The 19,269-nt window shown below is 65.1% G+C and carries 16 protein-coding genes and 2 pseudogenes; 12 read left to right on the top strand and 6 right to left on the bottom strand.

Annotation, left to right across the window (positions count from 1 at the left end):
* Positions 1 to 157 precede the first annotated feature (157 nt).
* A pseudogene (locus AB0O58_RS11670) lies at positions 158 to 1,190 on the top strand (type IV toxin-antitoxin system AbiEi family antitoxin domain-containing protein).
* 48 nt (positions 1,191 to 1,238) lie between these two features.
* A complete protein-coding gene (gene nrdF / locus AB0O58_RS11665; RefSeq protein ID WP_027496604.1) occupies positions 1,239 to 2,204 on the top strand; it encodes a class 1b ribonucleoside-diphosphate reductase subunit beta in 966 nt (321 codons plus the stop codon).
* A 24-nt stretch (positions 2,205 to 2,228) separates the two neighbouring features.
* Here nrdF and AB0O58_RS11660 read toward each other — a convergent pair whose 3' ends face one another.
* The 4 genes from AB0O58_RS11660 to AB0O58_RS11645 all read right to left on the bottom strand — a co-directional run bounded on the left by AB0O58_RS11660 (position 2,229) and on the right by AB0O58_RS11645 (position 4,937).
* Positions 2,229 to 2,426: a hypothetical protein gene (locus AB0O58_RS11660; RefSeq protein ID WP_032370750.1), complete on the bottom strand. Its 198-nt coding sequence runs from the start codon at positions 2,424 to 2,426 to the stop codon at positions 2,229 to 2,231.
* A gap of 3 nt (positions 2,427 to 2,429) precedes the next feature.
* Positions 2,430 to 3,347: an SPFH domain-containing protein gene (locus tag AB0O58_RS11655; RefSeq protein WP_027496606.1), complete on the bottom strand. Its 918-nt coding sequence runs from the start codon at positions 3,345 to 3,347 to the stop codon at positions 2,430 to 2,432.
* A 98-nt stretch (positions 3,348 to 3,445) separates the two neighbouring features.
* Positions 3,446 to 3,919, bottom strand: a complete 474-nt coding sequence (locus AB0O58_RS11650) for an NUDIX domain-containing protein (RefSeq protein WP_027496607.1) — start codon at positions 3,917 to 3,919, stop codon at positions 3,446 to 3,448.
* Between the two features lie 4 nt (positions 3,920 to 3,923).
* The gene (locus AB0O58_RS11645) at positions 3,924 to 4,937 is read right to left on the bottom strand and encodes an iron-siderophore ABC transporter substrate-binding protein (protein WP_052067034.1); all 1,014 of its coding nucleotides are present in this window, start codon (positions 4,935 to 4,937) and stop codon (positions 3,924 to 3,926) included.
* Positions 4,938 to 5,310: 373 nt separating this feature from the next.
* On the opposite strand from AB0O58_RS11645, the gene ctaD reads away from it, so the two are divergent.
* From ctaD to AB0O58_RS11625, 4 genes and pseudogenes are all read left to right on the top strand, one after another.
* On the top strand, positions 5,311 to 7,101 hold the full coding sequence (gene ctaD / locus AB0O58_RS11640) for a cytochrome c oxidase subunit I (protein WP_027496609.1): 1,791 nt from the start codon (positions 5,311 to 5,313) through the stop codon (positions 7,099 to 7,101).
* A gap of 149 nt (positions 7,102 to 7,250) precedes the next feature.
* Positions 7,251 to 8,477, top strand: a complete 1,227-nt coding sequence (gene serB / locus AB0O58_RS11635; RefSeq protein ID WP_027496610.1) for a phosphoserine phosphatase SerB — start codon at positions 7,251 to 7,253, stop codon at positions 8,475 to 8,477.
* Complete coding sequence (locus tag AB0O58_RS11630) at positions 8,474 to 9,283, top strand: aminoacyl-tRNA hydrolase (RefSeq protein ID WP_027496611.1); 810 nt, start codon at positions 8,474 to 8,476, stop codon at positions 9,281 to 9,283. Before serB ends, AB0O58_RS11630 begins: the two co-directional genes overlap by 4 nt.
* 75 nt (positions 9,284 to 9,358) lie before the next feature.
* Positions 9,359 to 10,006, top strand: a pseudogene (locus AB0O58_RS11625) (membrane protein); the annotation flags it as partial.
* Here AB0O58_RS11625 and glgX read toward each other — a convergent pair.
* Positions 9,949 to 12,105, bottom strand: coding sequence for a glycogen debranching protein GlgX (gene glgX / locus AB0O58_RS11620; RefSeq protein WP_052067086.1), 2,157 nt, complete (start codon positions 12,103 to 12,105; stop codon positions 9,949 to 9,951). The pseudogene AB0O58_RS11625 and the gene glgX overlap by 58 nt on opposite strands.
* 61 nt (positions 12,106 to 12,166) lie before the next feature.
* Between glgX and AB0O58_RS11615 the strand changes: the two genes are divergently transcribed.
* Genes AB0O58_RS11615 through AB0O58_RS11595 form a run of 5 tightly spaced genes read left to right on the top strand, consistent with a single transcriptional unit; the run spans position 12,167 to position 16,997 of the window.
* Positions 12,167 to 12,988, top strand: a complete 822-nt coding sequence (locus AB0O58_RS11615) for an ABC transporter ATP-binding protein (RefSeq protein WP_027496614.1) — start codon at positions 12,167 to 12,169, stop codon at positions 12,986 to 12,988.
* Between the two features lie 47 nt (positions 12,989 to 13,035).
* The gene (locus tag AB0O58_RS11610; RefSeq protein ID WP_032390078.1) at positions 13,036 to 13,851 is read left to right on the top strand and encodes an NUDIX domain-containing protein; all 816 of its coding nucleotides are present in this window, start codon (positions 13,036 to 13,038) and stop codon (positions 13,849 to 13,851) included.
* Positions 13,852 to 13,875: 24 nt separating this feature from the next.
* On the top strand, positions 13,876 to 14,655 hold the full coding sequence (locus AB0O58_RS11605; RefSeq protein WP_366238197.1) for an enoyl-CoA hydratase-related protein: 780 nt from the start codon (positions 13,876 to 13,878) through the stop codon (positions 14,653 to 14,655).
* A 56-nt stretch (positions 14,656 to 14,711) separates the two neighbouring features.
* Positions 14,712 to 15,770 carry a class I SAM-dependent methyltransferase gene (locus AB0O58_RS11600; RefSeq protein WP_032370757.1) on the top strand — a complete coding sequence of 353 codons (1,059 nt, stop codon included), beginning with the start codon at positions 14,712 to 14,714 and terminating at the stop codon, positions 15,768 to 15,770.
* A gap of 54 nt (positions 15,771 to 15,824) precedes the next feature.
* On the top strand, positions 15,825 to 16,997 hold the full coding sequence (locus tag AB0O58_RS11595; RefSeq protein WP_027496618.1) for a hypothetical protein: 1,173 nt from the start codon (positions 15,825 to 15,827) through the stop codon (positions 16,995 to 16,997).
* On the opposite strand, the gene AB0O58_RS11590 is transcribed toward AB0O58_RS11595, so the two are convergent.
* Positions 16,985 to 18,466, bottom strand: coding sequence for a PQQ-binding-like beta-propeller repeat protein (locus AB0O58_RS11590; protein ID WP_230074270.1), 1,482 nt, complete (start codon positions 18,464 to 18,466; stop codon positions 16,985 to 16,987). The two genes, AB0O58_RS11595 and AB0O58_RS11590, sit on opposite strands and share 13 nt — an antisense overlap.
* On the opposite strand from AB0O58_RS11590, the gene AB0O58_RS11585 reads away from it, so the two are divergent.
* Positions 18,465 to 19,226 carry an acyltransferase gene (locus AB0O58_RS11585; protein ID WP_206497942.1) on the top strand — a complete coding sequence of 254 codons (762 nt, stop codon included), beginning with the start codon at positions 18,465 to 18,467 and terminating at the stop codon, positions 19,224 to 19,226. The two genes, AB0O58_RS11590 and AB0O58_RS11585, sit on opposite strands and share 2 nt — an antisense overlap.
* The last annotated feature ends 43 nt before the right edge of the window (positions 19,227 to 19,269 follow it).

The raw sequence follows: 19,269 nt of genomic DNA, 5'->3' as shown, positions 1-19,269 counted from the left end.
CTACGACCACGTCGCGGACCTGGTCGTGATGATCCAGGGATCGCAACATGCTGATGATCGGAGTGATGCCACTACCGGCGCTGATGAACTCGTACCTGGAGGGGCGCAAAACGCGCACGACGGAAGTTGTCGTACCCACTGGGCAGGATGGCCGGCCATGGAACATGGTCGGGGGGACGGTCGAGAACTTCAGGTTCTGATCGACACGCAGTGGGGGCTGTTCACTCAGTCGCAGGTCACGAAGTTGGGGTACAGCCGAAATCGAGTCCGCAAGCTGGTGGACAGTGGCGCGTGGATCGTTGTTCTGCGCGGCGTCTACTCGATCTTCACCGGACCGTTGACTCGGGATCGGATCCTGATGGCAGCGCTTCTGTACGGAGGTGGGCACGCAATGCTGAGCCACCGCTCCGCAGCCGAAGAATGGGGATTGCGACGGCCCGATCCCGATTCGGCCGTCCACGTCACCGTGCCGTACGGAAAGTCTGCATGCAATCAGCGCCCGACGCTGCGCTCGGTCCCCAGGGCCGGAACGAGGCTGGTGGCGGGCATCGGACTATCGCTGCATCCCGGAGTGGTGGTGCACCGATCTCGTGCGCACCGGCACATCGGCGTACCAGGGGATATGCCGCGAACGACGCTGGTGGACACTGCACTCGATCTCGCGGTGTCGGAACCTACGCCGAGGCAGGCTTTCGACAGCTTGGTGTCGTCGGTGACTCAGCGGCGAATTCGATTGACGGACGTTCGGGAGCAGATCGCTGTCCGCAGGCCGTACCGGTATCTCACAGCGCTGACCGAAGCCGTCGACTTGCTCGCGAACGGCGTTCAGTCTGTTCTCGAACTCGAATATGCGACCAACGTCGAAGAGGCTCACGGGCTCCCTGCTGCCGAACGGCAGAGCGAGATAAAGGTCGACGGGCGGACACTCTACGAGGACGTCGTGTACCGAGTTGGATCTCGTACGCTGACCGTGCGCCTGGACGGTCGTCGGTTCGCGTGCGCGACTCGTTTTCGGGTACGAGGAGGTCAGCAGCGATCCGTGCGGCGTCGCAGGAGACGTGGCGCAGGTTCTTCGACGTGAGGGCTGGGAGGGCGAACTCACGTCGTGCGCGTTGTGCGCCCCTCCAGGTACGCAAAACGCGCACGACACAGATCTTGTGTTAGCTATTGATGTCGGACACAACGGGTAGTGTTCAAGCAAGCCAATATTCGGCAGATTCTCTCGGTAGATAGGACACATGGTGAAGCTGATCGATCGCGTTTCCGCAATCAACTGGAATCGGGTCCAGGACGACAAGGACTCCGAAGTCTGGGAGCGTCTCACCAGTAATTTCTGGCTGCCCGAGAAGGTGCCGGTGTCCAACGACATCCCGTCGTGGGCCACTCTGACCGCCGTCGAGAAGCAGCTGACGATGCGCGTGTTCACCGGACTGACCCTGCTGGACACAATTCAGGGGACGGTCGGTGCCGTCAGCCTCATTCCCGACGCCATCACTCCGCACGAGGAGGCGGTGTACACCAACATCGCGTTCATGGAGTCGGTGCACGCGAAGAGCTACAGCTCCATCTTCTCCACCCTCAGCTCCACCCGCGATATCGACGATGCGTTCCGCTGGTCCGAGGAGAACGTCAACCTTCAGCGCAAGGCCGAGATCGTACTGAACTTCTATCACGGTGACGACCCGCTCAAGCGCAAGGTGGCGTCGACTCTGCTCGAGTCGTTCCTCTTCTACTCCGGCTTCTACCTGCCGATGTACTGGTCCTCACGGGCCAAGCTGACCAACACGGCGGACCTGATCAGGCTGATCATTCGCGACGAGGCCGTCCACGGGTACTACATCGGATACAAGTACCAGAAGGGTCTCGAGAAGGTCAGCGAGGAGCGGCGCGAGGAACTCAAGAACTACACGTTCGAGTTGCTGTTCGAGTTGTACGACAACGAGGTCGAGTACACCCAGGATCTGTACGACGAGATCGGTCTGACCGAGGACGTCAAGAAGTTCCTGCGCTACAACGCCAACAAGGCACTGAACAACCTCGGCTACGAGGGTCTGTTCCCCAAGGACGAGACGGATGTAAATCCGGCAATTCTGTCGGCACTGTCACCCAACGCCGACGAGAACCACGACTTCTTCTCCGGCTCGGGATCCTCGTACGTCATCGGAAAGGCCGTCAACACCGAAGACGAGGACTGGGACTTCTAGAAACCCATCCTCGCGCCGGGCCGCTCACTCCTTCGGTGGGCGGCCCGGCGCGCGAATGTCTCTGGCCTCCTTCGGCATTCGGCCCTGCTCGCTCAGTGCTCGACGCAGTAGGAACTCGATCTGAGCGTTGGTGCTTCGGAGCTCGTCGGAGGCCCAGCGGGCAAGAGCGTCGTGCACCGCTGGGTCCAGCCGAAGCAGAATTTTCTTACGCTCGACGGCCATGGCTCACTGGTACAGCGATCCGGTGTTGACGACGGGCTGGGTATCGCGATCGCTGCACAACACGACGAGCAGATTCGACACCATGGCCGCTTTCCGCTCCTCGTCGAGTTCCACGACGTGTTTCTCCTCGAGCTTCGAGAGTGCCATCTCCACCATTCCCACCGCACCTTCGACGATCTGCTGACGCGCTGCGATGACAGCTCCGGCCTGCTGGCGTCGCAGCATGGCCTGCGCGATCTCCGGAGCATAGGCAAGACGGTTGATGCGGGTCTCGATCACCTCGACGCCGGCCGATCGCACCCGCGCGTGTACTTCCTCCGACATGGCGGCGGTGATCTCGTCGGCGTTCTCGCGCAACGACATTCGTCCTTCGGCGTCGTACGGGTAGCTACCGGCGATATGACGGACGGCCGATTCGGTCTGGACGGCGACGAACTCCTCGTAATCGTCGACCTGGAAGGACGCCAGGGCGGTATCGGCAACCTGCCAGACGACGATGGCAGAGATCTCGATCGGATTGCCGTCGGCGTCGTTGACCTTCGATTGACCGGTCTCGTGGTTGCGAATTCGCGTCGAGATGGCCCTGCGGTACGTCAACGGATTGGTCCAGCGCAGCCCCGGTGTACGCAGCGTCCCGCTGTACGAACTGCCGAGTAGCTGCAGAACGCGAGCTTGATTCGGTTGCACCAGAGTCAATCCCATGAGTGCCGGCAGCGAGAGCACGAACAGGACGACTCCGACGACCGTGAGCCCCACCACGGAGAAGACCAGTCCGAGAGCGAACGCGGCGATTCCGCCGAGAAACAGCGCGAGACCGACGCCGAGCATCGACCAGCCCGGCAGATCCCAGCCGGTGCGCTCGGCGATGGTCGTGGTCGGTGTACCCGTCGGCTTCTCGGCGACGGTAGCGGGTGCGGACATGAGAACCTCCCTCTCGATGTTGATAGTAAAGTGATATCACATTACGAATCGAAACAGGGACGGTTCGGTGGAGCTGTGTACTCGGTGCGGCAGGGGAGTCAGCGTCGAAACCATGCCGACGGGTCGTCGGCGATGGCTTTCTCGATTCGCAATCGCGAAGTGGCCGTGAGGTTTTCGGGTAGGCCATCGAGCTCGAACCAGGCCACATCGAGGTTCTCGTCGTCGGCGACATGAGGAGTGCCGCCGGTGTAGCGAGCGAGGAACGTGATGTCCAGATACTGCGCGACGTCGCCGTTGGGGTACGTGATGGGCTCCGTCACGTCGACGCTCGTCAGGCGCACGATCGTGGCGTCCACACCGGTCTCCTCACCGATCTCACGCAGCGCGGCGGGTGCAGGTTCCTCGCCGGGTTCGAGGATTCCGGACACCACGGCCCAGGTGTTGTTGTCTGCCCGCAGAGTCAGCAGCACGCGCCGATCGTCGTCGAGAACGACTGCGCTGACGCCGGACAGCCACAGCGGGGACGTGCCGACGACGCTGCGCAGCGCCTGAACGAAGTCCGGGATAGGCATCGCGTCAGGACACGTAGGCGTTCAGAGAAGCGGACAGGTCGGCCAGAACGGCCCGCGCCGCGACGACCCCGCTGCCCGACCAGACCGTGTCGTTCACCGCGAACACCCGCCCGTCGGTGACCGAGCCGAGAGCGTGCCACGCGTCGCCGTCCATCACCTCACGGCCGAAGGTCTCGCCGTCCGGACCCGCGAATCGCACGTAGACGATGTCGCCCTCGACGGGCTCCAGGTTGCCGGGCTCGACCGAGAAACCGGTGTCACGCTGATTCTGTGGCCGTGCCACGCCGACCTCGGCGAGCACCTGGCCGGCGAACGAATCTTGGCCGTCGACCTCGACGGAATCGGCATCGAATCGGATGACCGACGCCTGCGTCTGGGTTGCATCGATCTCGCGACCGACGCGTTCGGCATCCGCGGAGAACGACGCGAGCTGGTCGAATCCTGCCTGGCCTCGACCCAAGGCGGCTGCGGACTGCAGAAAAGTGTCTTTCCATCCCTGTCCGGTCGCGGTGAACACGGTCGGCGCGATGGCAGTCAGCGAATCGTAGGTATCGGATCCGAGAGAATCGGCCCCCAGGATCAGGTCCGGGGCGAGGGCGGCGATCGCATCGAGGTCGGGGGCACCGACCGGGCCGACCGACGGAACCGACGCCAGGCCGGTACCCAGGTACAGCGGCTGGTCTCCGTCTCCCCGGAAGTCGGGATCGAGCGTGGCCGCGCCGACGACGCGTTCCCAGATCCCGACCGCGCAGCTGGCGTCGAGGCCTGCAGCGTCGAGGACGACGATGCGCTGTGGATCGGCCGGGATGGCACTGATGCCCTCGGCGTGCCCGACGGGGCGCGTATCGCCCTCGACTCCAGTCGGGTCGAGTGGGGCAAGTGCGGGACACAGTCCGACGGTGTCCCGGTTGTTACCGACCACCCCCGCTCCGGCAATGTTCGTCGTACTGCGAACGATGGTGGATGCGTCGTCCTCGGTCGCGGAGTCGGAGCATCCGGTCAACGCCACGGCTGCCATCAGACAGACAGCAGCCGCCGTGCCCGTGGTGTGTGGCGCGAACCGGCGGGGGAGTCGTGGTCGAAGTGGCAACGCGGAACTTCTTTCTGCGGGTCGGGTGGTCTCACACAGTAACGGAAATCGCCTCGCGCAGAGCACTGCCGCGGACCCTTCTCGGCCATCTGCTCGCACGGTGTTCCGGGGTGTGTCGGAGGGCTCGTAAAGGCCGACGGCGCAGGCAGATCGCACCCCGAACCATGGTTCGATCGAATCCAATACGACACACGGTAGGACCGGTTCGGCAAGCGTCGGTCCGACGGTCTACGATTCGAGTAGCGCACGACTAGTGACGTCGCCTCGTGATTCGGGGTCGGACGCGCAATCAGGAGGATCTGTGACTGCCCTAGCGCCTAGGCCCGCTCCCGCGGTGGATGCTGCTCGGCCTTTCCCGCCGCGGATGGGACCGAAGGGTTCGTTCATCCACAAGGCGGTGACCACAACCGATCCCAAGGTTCTCGGGATCATGTACATCGCGACGTCGTTCGCCTTCTTCCTCGTCGGTGGACTGATGGCGCTGTTGATGCGCGCCGAGTTGGCCGTGCCGGGGATGCAGTTCCTGTCCAACGAGCAGTACAACCAGCTGTTCACGATGCACGGCACCATCATGTTGCTGCTGTACGCAACGCCGATCGTGTTCGGCTTTGCCAACTACATTCTTCCGCTGCAGATCGGTGCGCCGGACGTGGCGTTCCCGCGTCTCAACGCGTTCTCCTACTGGCTGTACCTGTTCGGTGCGCTGATCACCACGGCCGGCTTCATCACCCCGGGTGGCGCAGCCGACTTCGGATGGACGGCGTACACGCCTCTCACCTCTGCTCTGCACTCGCCCGGTGTCGGTGCCGACCTGTGGATCATGGGCCTCGCCGTCGCCGGTCTGGGAACCATCCTCGGTGGCGTCAACATGATCACCACGGTGATCTGCCTCCGCGCCCCCGGTATGACGATGTTCCGGATGCCCATCTTCACCTGGAACATCCTGGTCACGTCGATTCTTATCCTGCTGGCGTTCCCGCTGCTGACCGCCGCACTGCTCGGCCTTGCCGCCGACCGCCACCTGGGCGCGCATCTCTTCGACCCGGCAACGGGCGGAGTGCTGCTGTGGCAGCACCTGTTCTGGTTCTTCGGGCACCCCGAGGTCTACATCATCGCGTTGCCGTTCTTCGGAATCGTGTCCGAGGTGTTCCCGGTGTTCTCCCGCAAGCCGATCTTCGGTTACTCGGGTCTGATCTACGCGACGATCGCCATCGCTGCACTGTCGATCGCCGTGTGGGCCCACCACATGTACGCCACCGGCGCGGTACTGCTGCCGTTCTTCTCGTTCATGACATTCCTCATCGCTGTTCCGACCGGTGTGAAGATCTTCAACTGGGTCGGCACGATGTGGCGCGGACAGGTCACGCTCGAAACGCCCATGCTGTTCTCGATCGGCTTCCTCATCACGTTCGTGTTCGGCGGACTGACCGGTGTGCTGTTGGCTTCGCCTCCCATCGACTTCCAGGTCACCGACACGTACTTCGTCGTCGCCCACTTCCACTACGTGGTGTTCGGCACCGTGGTGTTCGCGACCTACGCAGGAATCTACTTCTGGTTCCCGAAGATGACGGGCCGGATGATGGACGAGGCTCTGGGCAAGTGGCACTTCTGGCTGACGTTCTTCGGATTCCACGCCACGTTCCTGGTGCAGCACTGGCTCGGTAACGAAGGCATGCCGCGTCGCTACGCCGACTACCTGCCGTCCGACGGCTTCACCGAACTGAACATCATCTCGACCATCGGTGCGTTCATCCTCGGTGCCTCGACACTGCCGTTCGTCTGGAACGTGTTCAAGTCGTACCGATACGGTGAGGTCGTCACAGTCGACGATCCGTGGGGTTACGGAAACTCGCTGGAGTGGGCCACCTCGTGCCCGCCCCCGAGGCACAACTTCACCGAGCTGCCCCGGATTCGTTCCGAGCGTCCGGCGTTCGAGCTGCACTACCCGCACATGGTCGAGCGGATGCGGTCCGAAGCGCACGTCGGTCCTGGTGCTCATGGTGGCAAGACCACCGCGGTACTCGAACAGGCCCGCCGGGCTCCGATCGCGACCAGCGATCACGAAGGTTCGGGCGACCCGGATCCCCGGTAGTCCACAGCACAGCGAGAGCCCCTCCCGGCTACCGGGCGGGGCTCTTCGCTTGCGACAATCTTCCCTGCGCGTCCGGCCCGTTCGGCGGCAGTCGCGGGACACGAGCAGGGCACACCAGTAATGGGGGGACAGTGCGAAAGGGAGATTCGGTGAGATCGAGCGACACTGCGGTGTTGGTAACGGTGACGGGACCCGACAAACCAGGTGTCACATCGGTGCTGTTCGCGGCCCTGTCGCGGCACGACGTCAGCCTGCTCGACGTGGAGCAGGTGGTCATCCGCAACAGGCTGACCCTCGGTGTGTTGCTGACCTGTCCACGCGATCCCGAGGCGCTCCAGGAAGAACTCGAAGACGCGATGGCCACCGTGGGCGTCCATGTCGATGTCGAGATCGACGCGGCACAGAACGGTGGACGCACACTGGCCACGCATGTCGTCGTCGTGCTCGGCCGTCCGGTCACCGCGCGAGCATTCAGCACCATCTCGAGAGAATTGGCCCGGCAGGGGACCAACATCGATTCCATCCGTGGGATCGCGGACTACCCGGTGACGGGCCTCGAACTTCAGGTCACCGCCACCGACACCTCGCCTGAGGCAGACCTCCAGCTACGCACCGGCCTCGCCGCGATCGCAGCGGGAATCGGCGTCGACATCGCAGTGGAGCGAGCCGGCATCGCACGGAGGTCGAAACGACTCATCGTGTTCGACGTGGACTCGACGTTGGTCCAGGGCGAGGTCATCGAGATGCTTGCCGCCCGGGCCGGGCGCGAAGACGAGGTACGTGCCGTCACCGAGGCGGCGATGCGCGGGGAGATCGACTTCGCCGAGTCGTTGGAACAGCGTGTCGCAGCGCTGGCCGGCCTGGACGCATCCGTCATCGACGACGTCGCCGACAGCTTGGAGCTGACGGCGGGGGCTCGAACGACCATCCGGACGCTTCGGCGTCTCGGTTTCGCCTGCGGTGTCGTATCGGGTGGATTCCGCCAGGTGATCGAGGGTTTGGCTCACGAACTCGAACTCGACTACGTCAAGGCCAACACACTCGAGATCGTCGACGGGAAGTTGACCGGCCGCGTCATCGGCGACGTCGTCGACCGTGCTGCGAAGGCGACCGCACTGCGGGAGTTCGCCGCCCAAGCCGGAGTGCCGATGGAGCAGACGGTCGCGGTCGGCGACGGTGCCAACGACATCGACATGCTCACCGCGGCCGGGCTCGGCGTTGCGTTCAACGCCAAGCCCGCGCTACGCGAGATCGCCGACACTGCGATCTCGCACCCGTACTTGGACGCCGTCCTGTTCATTCTCGGGGTCACCCGAAACGAGATCGAAGCCGCGGATGCCGTCGACGGGGGAGTCCGCCGCGTCCCGATCCCATGACCGACGCCCCCGCCGTCGGCGACTCCGTCGATCGGGACCGTGCCGGGTCGACGTCCGATACGGCTGAACCCGAGCAGTTCTCGGACGCCAACACCTTCGCCTCGCGTCACGCCGAGTTGGCCCGCGGCTACGGCGGTGCCGAGGATCCCGAGGACCCGTCTGAGGTTCTGGCCATGCCCATGGTGCTGCACATACCCAAGGCCGACCCGCCGGTGCGCAACGACCTACTCGAAGCCGCCGCCCGAGCCGTCGTGGCGCTGTGCCTCGACCCACGGGTCGGTGTCGACGCCTCGTGGCACGAGCCTTTCGTTGCGTGGACCTCGGCGCGGATCAGGAAGGTGGCCCGCCGTGCCCGCGGCGCGCAATGGACTGCAGCGCAGGAAGTTCCGGGTGTCACGGTCGAGGTCGGGAACGCTTCGGCCCGTGCTTTCGTGCCGGGCCGCGTCGGCGATCTGGATCCGCGCATCAAGCGTCTTCAGATCGGCGGCACCGACGTACCGGCCGAAGAAGAGTCACCGCCGAGCGCCGGGCCGGTGCTGTGGATCGACGCGTCCCTGTCGATGACGGTGGGCAAGGCCGCGGCGCAGGTGGGTCATGCGTCGATGTTGCTGGCCGGTGCGATGAGCCTCGACGACTGTCGAGCCTGGGCCGATTCCGGTTTCGCCTGTTCGGTTCGATCGGCGGATCCGGAGCAGTGGACGCACGCGCTGGACGAGGTCCGCGCGGGTCGCGCCGTCGCAGTCCGAGATGCTGGTTTCACCGAAGTGGCTCCCGGTTCGACGACCGTGATCGCTGTCCGGATGTAACGCAGCATCGGCCGGGGGTCCACTGTCGCGCAACTGGCTATCGAACGAGGTATCCAGTGGCCGGACACTGACACCATGCCTTTCTCACCGCTACGCGTCGCCGGCCGTCGTCTCCCGTCTCGCCTGACGGCGCTCTACGTCGGCCTGTGGCTGTACGGCGCGTCCATGTCGCTGATGATCGCCGGTGGGCTCGGCGTCAACCCCTGGGATGTGTTCCACCAAGGTCTGTCGCGGCACCTGTCACTCAGCTTCGGAACCATCACTGCCATCACCGGCGTGGCGGTGCTCCTGATGTGGATACCGCTGCGGCAGCGTCCGGGTTTGGGGACCGTGAGCAACGTGATCGTCATCGCTGTCGCCGTGGATACGACGTCGGCGATCCTGCCCCATCTGGACGGGCCGATCGTTCGGACACTGGCAATGGTGTCGGGCATCGTCGTCAATGCCTTCGCCACGGCGCTCTACATCGGTGCGGGAATGGGCCCGGGCCCCCGAGACGGTTTGATGACCGGGTTGGTGGCGCGCACCGGATGGTCGATTCGCGTCACTCGCACGGGAATCGAACTGACAGTGGTACTCACCGGCTGGCTGCTCGGCGGAACTCTCGGTGTGGGTACGGTGCTCTACGCGCTCGGGGTAGGACCGCTCGTGCAGCTGTTCATGACTCACCTACCGGCGCTGCGGAACACGAGAACGGTGGAGCCGGTCACCGAAATCTTCGAACCTGCCTCCAGTGCAGTGGTATCGGGTGGGACGCCGTCCACGCGAGAGGAATCGAGGACGGGCACGAATCGAGACGACGACCAACTGGGGCAGGCCAGCGTGATCTCCGCGGGACCGCCGGAATGCAAGATCAGCAACGAACTCGCGTCGTCCACCTGCCCGCCGTCGGAGGCGTAGGAACGCACGTCGGACCCGTCGACCCAGGCGGAGATCGTGCGCACCGAATCGTCGTTCCATCTGTCGTGATCGAATTCGATTCCGGCGGAATCGAACCAGACGAGGTCCGGTCGACCGGTCGGCGTCGCCCGGCCGGTGAAGAACTCCTGCTGACGCAGTGTCGGGGCGCTCGCACGTACGCGCAGCAGGCGCGCCACGAATCGAATCATGTTCTGATCCGCGCTGTCCCAGTCGACTGCCCAGGCGTCGGATGCCGGTGCATCGTGAGATACGCAGTACGCGTTGTTGTTTCCGCCCTGGCTGTGGCCGAGTTCGTCACCTGCGAGCAGCATCGGTGTTCCGGTCGACAGCGTCAGGGTGGCAAGCAGAGCACGGACGTGTCGCCCACGGTCGTCGAGGACGGAGGGATCGTCGGTCGGACCCTCGACGCCGTAGTTGACCGAGGAGTTGTTGTCGGTGCCGTCTCTGTTCTCTTCGCCGTTGGCTTCGTTGTGCTTTCGTTCGTACGAGACCAGATCGTGTGCGGTGAATCCGTCGTGTGCGGTGACGAAATTGATCGACGCCCACGGCAGTCGACCGCTGCCGGCATAGAGGTCCTCGGAACCGGCTAGGCGGGAAGCCAATTCGCGCACTCCGTGATGGCCGGCCCAGAATCCTCGCACGGTATCTCGGTAGCGGTCGTTCCACTCGGACCACATGACCCCGAAGTTGCCCACCTGATATCCGGCACCGGTCGCATCCCAGGGTTCGGCGATCAACTTGACGCCCGACAGCACCGGATCGGTACCGATCGCCGTCAACAGCGGTGCACGAGAATCGAATCGCCAACCGCCCGGTCGGCCGAGCGTACTGGCCAGGTCGAATCGGAATCCGTCCACGCCCATGTCCTGCACCCAGTACCGCAGGCTGTCGCACACCATGCGGACCACGGCGGGAGACGCCGAATCGAGTGTGTTGCCGCAACCGGTCAGGTCGACGTCGGATCCGCGACCGTCGAGCAGGTAGTACCCCGGCGCGTCGAGACCCCGCCAACTGATCGACGGCCCGTCGACCGCGGATTCGCACGTGTGGTTGTAGACCACGTCGAGGATCACTTCGATCCCTGCGCTGTGCAACGCGTCGACCATCGTCCGGAACTCGTCCACTTCGTTGCCTCGTACGGCGGCGAAACGCGGATCGGGAGCGAAATACGCGCCCGTGGAGTAGCCCCAATGGTTTCGCATCCCTCGAGCGCGTACCCCGGGTTCGGTGAACGTGGTGTGGACCGGCAGCAATTCGACCGACGTGATGCCCGTTCGAGCCAGGTGTTCGAGTACGGCCGGTTGCGCGAGCCCGAGGTAGGTGCCACGGAGGTGTTCGGGTACGCCGTTGTGGCGCGCGGTGAACGACCCGACGTGCAATTCGTAGAGCACGGTTCTGTCCCAGGGAACGGCAGGCCTCAGCGGCCGGTCGCCGTTGTCCGACGGTCCGCGGACGACGCCGAGCGGGAGGTGGCCGAGGGAATCGCGACTGCTGGGGGCTCCGAACGGGTCGTCCTCGTAGGCCAACAGGGCCGCGGGATCCCCGAAGTCACCGGACACCTGGCGGGCGGACGGGTCGAGCAGGATCTTTGCCCCGTTGAATCGTCGGCCCGAGTGGGGATCCCAGGTGCCGTGCGCGCGAAAGCCGTACCGCACGCCTGGCCCGACGTCAGGGACGAAGGCATGTCTGATGCCGAATGTCCGGTTGGTCAACTCCACGCGCCGCTCGCCGCCGTCCGGGTCGATCAGACATACCTCGACGCCATCCGCACCGGGAGCGTGGACTGCGAATTGCGTACCAGTGGGATGCGCAGTGGCACCCAGGGGGAACGGCTGCCCGGGCGGGTTCACGCGAGTGACCCCGTCGACGGGACGGCGGGAGGTGCGAGGTACATCGTCAATGGGCGACACGCGTGCACATCCTGCCGTGTCTGCGCGGGGAGTGTGCGGGAGGATAGGAGCCGTGTCTGAACCGGATCCCGACCTGCTCGTAGATTTCACCGATGTCGTAGTTCGCCGAGGTGGCGTGACGTTGGTGGGTCCCGTCACCTGGAAGGTGGAACTGGACGAACGGTGGGTCGTACTCGGGCCCAACGGTGCAGGTAAGACGTCGCTGCTCCGTATCGCTGCCGCCGAGATCCATCCCACGTCCGGTGTCGCTCACGTCCTCGGTGAGGTGATGGGCAGAACCGATGTCTCGGAACTGCGTCCTCGAATCGGCTTGTCGTCGTCCTCGTTGGCGCACCGAATCCCTGCCGACGAACTCGTCTCCGATCTGGTCGTATCCGCCGGATATTCCGTGCTGGGGCGCTGGCGGGAGAAGTACGACGCGATCGACACCGAACGGGCCGTCGAGATGCTCGAGAGCCTCGGGGCCGAACATCTGGCGACCCGGACCTACGGCACCCTGTCGGAGGGTGAGCGCAAGCGTGTACTGATCGCCCGTGCCCTGATGACCGACCCCGAACTGCTGTTGCTGGACGAGCCCGCTGCCGGCCTCGATCTCGGCGGCCGCGAGGAACTGGTAGCCCGGTTGGCCGATCTGGCCGCCGACCCCGACGCTCCCGCGACCGTGCTGATCACCCACCACGTGGAAGAAATCCCGCCCGGCTTCAGCCACGCACTACTCCTCAAGGAGGGCGGTGTGGTTGCGCAAGGCCTGGTCGACGACGTCATCACGGCGGAGAACCTGACCGAGGCATTCAGCCAGTCGATCACCCTCGATCGCGTCGACGGTCGCTACTTCGCGCGGCGCACGCGCGCTGCCGGGGCGCACCGCCGCTAGAGCGGACCCCGTGCTCGGGCGCACCGGCTCAGCGGTACGTTGCGGAGATGAGCTCGAGCACCGCCGCCGATCCCGTTCCAGCACGTGATGCGTCGACCGTCATCCTGATCCGTGACGGCCGATCACAACCCGGCATCGAGGTGTTCCTTCTCGAACGCGTCGGCGGGATGGCGTTCGCGGGCGGCATGACGGTATTTCCCGGTGGCGGTGTGGATCCGTCGGATGCGGCCGCGGACATCGAGTGGGCAGGTCCGCCGCCGTCGTGGTGGGCCGACCGGTTCGGTACCGACGAGGGGAAGGCGCAGGCGCTGGTGTGCGCAGCGGCACGCGAGACGTTCGAGGAGTGTGGCGTGTTGTTGGCCGGTCCGACGGCGGATTCGGTGGTCGCCGACACCGCCCCGTTCTCTGCGGAACGCGGTCGACTGGAACGCCGGGAGCTGTCGTTCGCCCAGTTTCTCGCCGACCACGATCTGGTTCTGCGAGCAGATCTGCTGCGGCCGTGGTCGCACTGGATCACCCCGATCGGTGAAGCCCGACGGTACGACACGAGGTTCTTCGTTGCCGTGCTCCCCGAGGGGCAGAATGCCGACGGGGAGACCAGCGAGGCGGCGTCGGTGAGCTGGCGTTCGGCCGAGGACGCGTTGACGGACTGGCGTTCGGGGACCACCGTCCTGCTGCCACCGACGTGGAGCCAGCTCGATGCGCTCGGCCGATTCGACACGGTGGCCGACGTTCTCGATCACGAGCAGACGATCGCGACGGTCCTGCCCGTCCTGACCCGGGAGAACGGCACCGTCCGAGTGGAGTTCGACGGCGAGGACGCGTACTACGCGGGCACGGTCCATCCCTGGTCGGATCGCTGAACTCGGGCGCGGTAGCCTTCGGCCATGGCTGAGTTCGTGACTCTCGAAGTATCCGACGGTATCGGCACCATTCGCTTGGATCGCCCACCGATGAACGCGCTCAATCGTCAGGTGCAGGAGGAGATCCGGGCTGCGGCACGCGAAGCCACCGTGAACTCCGACGTCAGAGCGGTCATCGTCTACGGCGGCGAAAAGGTGTTCGCGGCCGGTGCCGACATCAAGGAAATGGCGGCAATGTCCGTCGTCGAGATGACCGATATCGCGGCGGAACTGCAGTCCGCCCTCGGCTCGCTCAGCATGATTCCCAAACCGGTCGTGGCCGCAGTGACCGGATACGCACTGGGCGGTGGACTCGAGGTCGCGCTCGGCGCAGACCGACGCATCGCCGGAGACAATGCCAAGCTCGGCGTTCCCGAGGTGCTGCTCGGAGTCATTCCCGGGGGCGGCGGCACGCAGCGCCTGGCCCGTCTGATCGGGCCCAGTCGCGCCAAGGACATGGTCTTCACCGGCCGTTTCGTCGGAGCCGAGGAGGCCCTGCGCATCGGTTTGGTGGACGAGGTGGTTGCGCCGGACGAGGTGTACAACGCGGCACGCGCATGGGCGGGGCAGTTCACGACCGGAGCGTCACGCGCTCTGGCTGCGGCCAAGGCGTCCATAGATCAGGGGTTGGACGTCGACCTGACCAACGGACTGCGCGTCGAGGCACAGCAGTTCGCGGCCCTGTTCGCCACCGAGGACCGCACCGTCGGGATGGAATCCTTCATCGCGAACGGACCGGGTAAGGCCGCTTTCACCGGGCGTTGAGCATCGAGGTCGGTGGACGAACTTGTTCCATGGCTACCGGATAGTAGGCTCGCCTCATGACTGCAAGCCCCCACGACGGTGCGAATCGACCGACTGCTTCTGTGACGCCTCTCGTCTCGGCCGAGGCGCGAGACCGCGAGGTCGATCCGGCACCGAATCCGCACGCCACGGCCGAGCAGGTCGAGGCAGCGCGGTCGGACACCAAACTGGCGCAGGTGCTCTACCACGACTGGGAAGCCGAGACCTACGACGACAAGTGGTCGATCTCCTACGACGAGCGCTGCATCGATTACGCCCGAGGCAGGTTCGATCAGGCGGTGTCCGGTGACGCATCGGCCCGAGCGGCTCTGCCGTACGGTCGTGCGCTCGAATTGGGTTGTGGCACAGGTTTCTTCTTGCTCAACCTGATGCAGGCCGGGATTGCCGACAAGGGCTCGGTCACCGACCTCTCACCCGGAATGGTCAAGGTCGCGCTGCGCAACGCCGAGCACCTCGGACTCGATGTGGACGGCCGGGTGGCCGACGCAGAAACGATTCCGTACGACGACGACACCTTCGATCTGGTGGTCGGTCACGCCGTGCTTCACCACATCCCGGACGTCGAGCAGTCTCTTCGAGAAGTTCTGCGCGTTCTCAAGCCGGGTGGACGCTTCGTCTTCGCAGGCGAGCCGACCACGGTGGGCAACTTCTACGCTCGCTGGCTGGGCCGTATCACCTGGGAAGCGACCACTCGTGCCACCAAGCTGCCGTTCCTGGCGGACTGGCGCAAACCACAGGAAGAACTCGACGAGTCCTCGCGAGCTGCAGCACTCGAGGCCGTCGTGGACCTGCACACGTTCGATCCGACCGACCTCGAGAACATCGCGTTGTCGGCAGGTGCCGAGGCCGTTCAGGCGAACACCGAAGAATTCGCTGCCGCTCTGCTCGGGTGGCCGGTGCGCACGTTCGAGGCTGCCGTTCCGGCAGGCAAGCTCGGCTGGAACTGGGCCAAGTTCGCGTTCAACGGGTGGAAGACACTGAGCTGGGTCGACGAGAAGGTCTTGCAGCACGTGGTACCGCGAGGCATGTTCTACAACGTGATGATCACCGGAACCAAGCCCGCGCCCCGCGCTTGATTCGTTCCACCACCGTCGGCCGTACGGCCGACGCTGCATCGATCGGTCCCAACCGTGGGCTATGACTTCACCGGCACCGACCTCGACTTCCTGCGAAGCGAGGCCGGTGCCGAGGCACTCGGTGCAGTCGACCGACTCGAGCTCGACGCGCGAACTTCGCTGCGCGATATCGCCTCGGTACGTGCCCGCTACCCCGAGCACGTTGCGGCCCTCGTCGAGACGGTGACGGTGCGGCGGAAAGCGCGGGCGAAGCTGCTGGGGTCCGACGGCTGGCTCGTCACCGACGACGCGGTGCAGCAGGCGACGCCGACGATCGTCGCTCGCAGGCGCGCGGACCGCCTGGCCGGACGGCGGGTGCACGATGTCACCTGCTCCATCGGCAGCGAGCTGGCGGCGTTGGTCGACACGACCGAACTTGCGGTGGGAAGTGACCTGGACCCGATTCGGGTGCGCATGGCTGCCCACAACGTGCCCTCCGCGACGGTGCTGCGCGCCGACGCACTGACCCCGACGACACGGGGGACCGTGATCGTGGCCGATCCCGGACGACGCGTCGGTGGTCGTCGACGGCACGATCCCGCAGCGCTCGAACCTCCGTTGCCGGATCTCCTCGACGCGTATCGGGGGCGAGATCTGGTCGTCAAATGCGCTCCCGGGCTGGATTTCGATGCCCTCGATTGGCCCGGTGAGATCGAGGTGGTCTCCCTCGACGGGGGAGTACGCGAGGCGTGCCTATGGTCGGAAGGTCTCGGCGACAGCGGAATTCGGCGACGTGCCGCGGTCCTGCGATCCGACGGAAGTGCGCTCGAGATCACCGACGCCGAGTCGGACGAGATTCCCGTTCGGCCGCCCGGTGAATACATCGTGGATCCGGACGGTGCGGTCGTGCGGGCCGGACTGGTGCGGCACTACGGTGCCAAATTCGGCCTCTGGCAATTGGATCCGAGGATCGCGTACCTGACTGGCGACGCCGTACCCGTCGGAGTGCGTGGTTTCCGAATCCTCGAACAGTCGAAGTTCTCGGAGAAAGTGCTTCGGCAGCAACTCAATCGACTGGGGTGTGGCGCGGTGGAGATCCTGGTGCGCGGAGTCGACGTGGATCCCGCGTTGCTCAGGCCCAAACTCAAACTGCGGGGTCGGGTCTCGCTGTCGGTCGTCATCACTCGCATCGAGCGCTCGGCCGTGGCGTTCGTCTGCGAGCCGGGCGCGGTCCGTCAGCCGGTGTAGGTGAAGATCTCGCCCAGGTAGCTCGCCGTGACGACCTGCCCGTCGGGACCGACGGACGTGCCCACGGTGGTGCCGACGACATCGGGTAGGGGCTGCGAATCGATACTGTCGCCCGTCGCCGCGTCGAACGTGAGCAGAGCCAGCCCGTCGCCGTCGCGAACGACGGTGTGGCCGCGCCCGTCCGCGGATTGTGCTGCTGCCCCGGCCTGTTCGACGTCGTCGCGAACCCACACGCGCTCGGCCGAGTCGCCGTTGTCTCGAAGTCCCATCAGGGTGCCGTCGCCGCCGGCCGGGACGATGGTGCCGTCCGAGGCGATCGATGGACTGCCTCCGATTCCGAGTCCCGTGCCCTCGGTCCACTTCTGTTTCCCGTCCGAGGTGTCGAATGCGGTCAGTCGCCCGTCGACGTCGGCGATGTAGACCGTCGATCCGTCCTCGGAGAGCACCGGGCTCGATGCGACGCCGGCAGGGAGGAGGTCCGAGGACCACCGTTCGACGAGTCCAGGTGCGCCGTCGCGGGAGTACTGCAGCGAGACGAGTTGCGGCGCAATCGAACCCGGTCGCCACAGGGTCAGGTAGATGGCGTCGCTGGCGCGGTCCACCGCGGGCGCGGCAGGCACAGCGCATTCGGATTCACCCGAACTGCACTGGGCGAGTCCGGTGTCCATCGGCTCGAAGTCCGCATCGGGGTCGGTCAAGAAGTCCGGGGCCGGAACGAGATCGAGAATGGGTACTCGCAGTTGGCCGTTCTGGGAATCGAGGACACTGACCTGACCCATCTGGGTGATCGACAGCACGCTGCCGTCGCCCAAGAACTGGGCGGATTTCGGAACACCGTATACCGGTGTACGCCAACGTAATTGCCCGTGATCGTTGTACGAGTTCAGCCCGCCTTCGTCGCCGATGTAGACGTTGATCGCAGAATCGACGGTGGGGGTGGCGGTCACCACGGAAGGGCCGATCCGGTTGCACCAGCGTTTGCGGGCGGACTCGATCTCGAACGAGAACAGATTGCAACCCGATTCCGTTGCGGCAGTGACGAACATCTGACCGTTCGAGCCGATCGATACCGGTGACGTCACGGTGCCGCCGGTGGGTCGAGTCCAGTCCCGCGTCAGTGGAGCACCGACCGATACGTCCGTCGAGCCACTGTTGCGGAGGTTCGCGTGCGCCGCGGGCCAGGAGTCGGGCGAGAGCGGTTCGATGGCAGCAGGTTCCGTGCTGCACCCGGCAAGGGTCAACAGGACCGTCGCAGCCACTGCAGTCAGACCCTTGCCTGCTCCGGACGTCGAACCTGCACCGAACCCGACACGCATTCGAGCACTCCCCATGATGTCCGTTGTGCCCTTTCGATCGGCGGTCACTCGGCCTGCTGCGCCGATGCCCGGGCATCGGTCGAGAGACAACACTAGCCCGCTGACGGGTGCCGGCAGAGAGCGGGCGAGCGAGAAACTAGGGTGAACGTCCATGACGAGTATGTGGAACGCGCCGCTGCGAACACGCTGGCGCGGGTCGAGACGACGCGACAGCGAGCAAGCGCGGTTTCTCACGCGGGCGTCCCTCGACTGGGTGCTCGCCAACAAGGCCTACACCCCCTGGTACCTGGTTCGGTACTACCGTCTGGCCAAGTTCAAGCTCGCGAACCCGCACGTGATCCTGCGGGGCATGGTCTTCCTCGGCAAGAACGTCGAGATTCACTCCACCCCTGAACTGTCTCGCCTCGAGATCGGTCGGTGGGTCCACATCGGCGACGGCAATGCCATCCGGTGCCACGAGGGTTCGCTCCGCATCGGAGACAAAGTGGTGTTCGGCAAGGACAACGTCGTCAACACCTACCTCGACATCGAGATCGGCGCGTCGACGCTCGTGGCCGACTGGTGCTACATCTGCGATTTCGACCACCGGATGGACGACGTGAACATGCCCATCAAGGACCAGGGAATCGTCAAGGGCCCGGTACGAATCGGACCCGACACCTGGATCGCCGCCAAGGTGACGATCCTGCGGGAAACCAGAATCGGGCGAGGCTGCGTCCTCGGTGCCCATGCCGTCGTCAAGGGTGAGATTCCGGACTACAGCATCGCCGTCGGTGCCCCGGCCAAAGTCGTCCGCAATCGCAAGACGGCCTGGGAGGCCGGCGCAGCCGAGCGAGCGAAGTACATCGCGGCGCTGGAAGACATCGCGCGCAAGAAGGCTCTCGGTCAGGCCGAGGTGGCGCGGGAGAGCTGAGACCCATGTGAGTGGAACCTCGTAGTGGACTACGAGGTTCCAC

Origin of the sequence: Rhodococcus sp. NPDC080181 (assembly GCF_040702225.1) — a bacterium.
In the GTDB taxonomy this organism is placed as follows: domain Bacteria; phylum Actinomycetota; class Actinomycetes; order Mycobacteriales; family Mycobacteriaceae; genus Rhodococcoides; species Rhodococcoides fascians.
Note: the sequence above shows the minus strand (reverse complement) of the source record. Positions and strands in the feature narration are given on the sequence as shown.

What these genes read in the sequence shown, in the direction of transcription:
- nrdF (WP_027496604.1), top strand. Translation starts at nt 1,239, where the DNA reads ATGGTGAAGCTGATCGATCGCGTTTCCGCAATCAACTGGAATCGGGTC.
- AB0O58_RS11660 (WP_032370750.1), bottom strand. Translation starts at nt 2,426, where the DNA reads ATGGCCGTCGAGCGTAAGAAAATTCTGCTTCGGCTGGACCCAGCGGTG.
- AB0O58_RS11655 (WP_027496606.1), bottom strand. Translation starts at nt 3,347, where the DNA reads ATGTCCGCACCCGCTACCGTCGCCGAGAAGCCGACGGGTACACCGACC.
- AB0O58_RS11650 (WP_027496607.1), bottom strand. Translation starts at nt 3,919, where the DNA reads ATGCCTATCCCGGACTTCGTTCAGGCGCTGCGCAGCGTCGTCGGCACG.
- AB0O58_RS11645 (WP_052067034.1), bottom strand. Translation starts at nt 4,937, where the DNA reads ATGGCAGCCGTGGCGTTGACCGGATGCTCCGACTCCGCGACCGAGGAC.
- AB0O58_RS11630 (WP_027496611.1), top strand. Translation starts at nt 8,474, where the DNA reads ATGACCGACGCCCCCGCCGTCGGCGACTCCGTCGATCGGGACCGTGCC.
- AB0O58_RS11610 (WP_032390078.1), top strand. Translation starts at nt 13,036, where the DNA reads ATGAGCTCGAGCACCGCCGCCGATCCCGTTCCAGCACGTGATGCGTCG.
- AB0O58_RS11605 (WP_366238197.1), top strand. Translation starts at nt 13,876, where the DNA reads ATGGCTGAGTTCGTGACTCTCGAAGTATCCGACGGTATCGGCACCATT.
- AB0O58_RS11600 (WP_032370757.1), top strand. Translation starts at nt 14,712, where the DNA reads ATGACTGCAAGCCCCCACGACGGTGCGAATCGACCGACTGCTTCTGTG.
- AB0O58_RS11585 (WP_206497942.1), top strand. Translation starts at nt 18,465, where the DNA reads ATGACGAGTATGTGGAACGCGCCGCTGCGAACACGCTGGCGCGGGTCG.
- AB0O58_RS11590 (WP_230074270.1), bottom strand. Translation starts at nt 18,466, where the DNA reads ATGGACGTTCACCCTAGTTTCTCGCTCGCCCGCTCTCTGCCGGCACCC.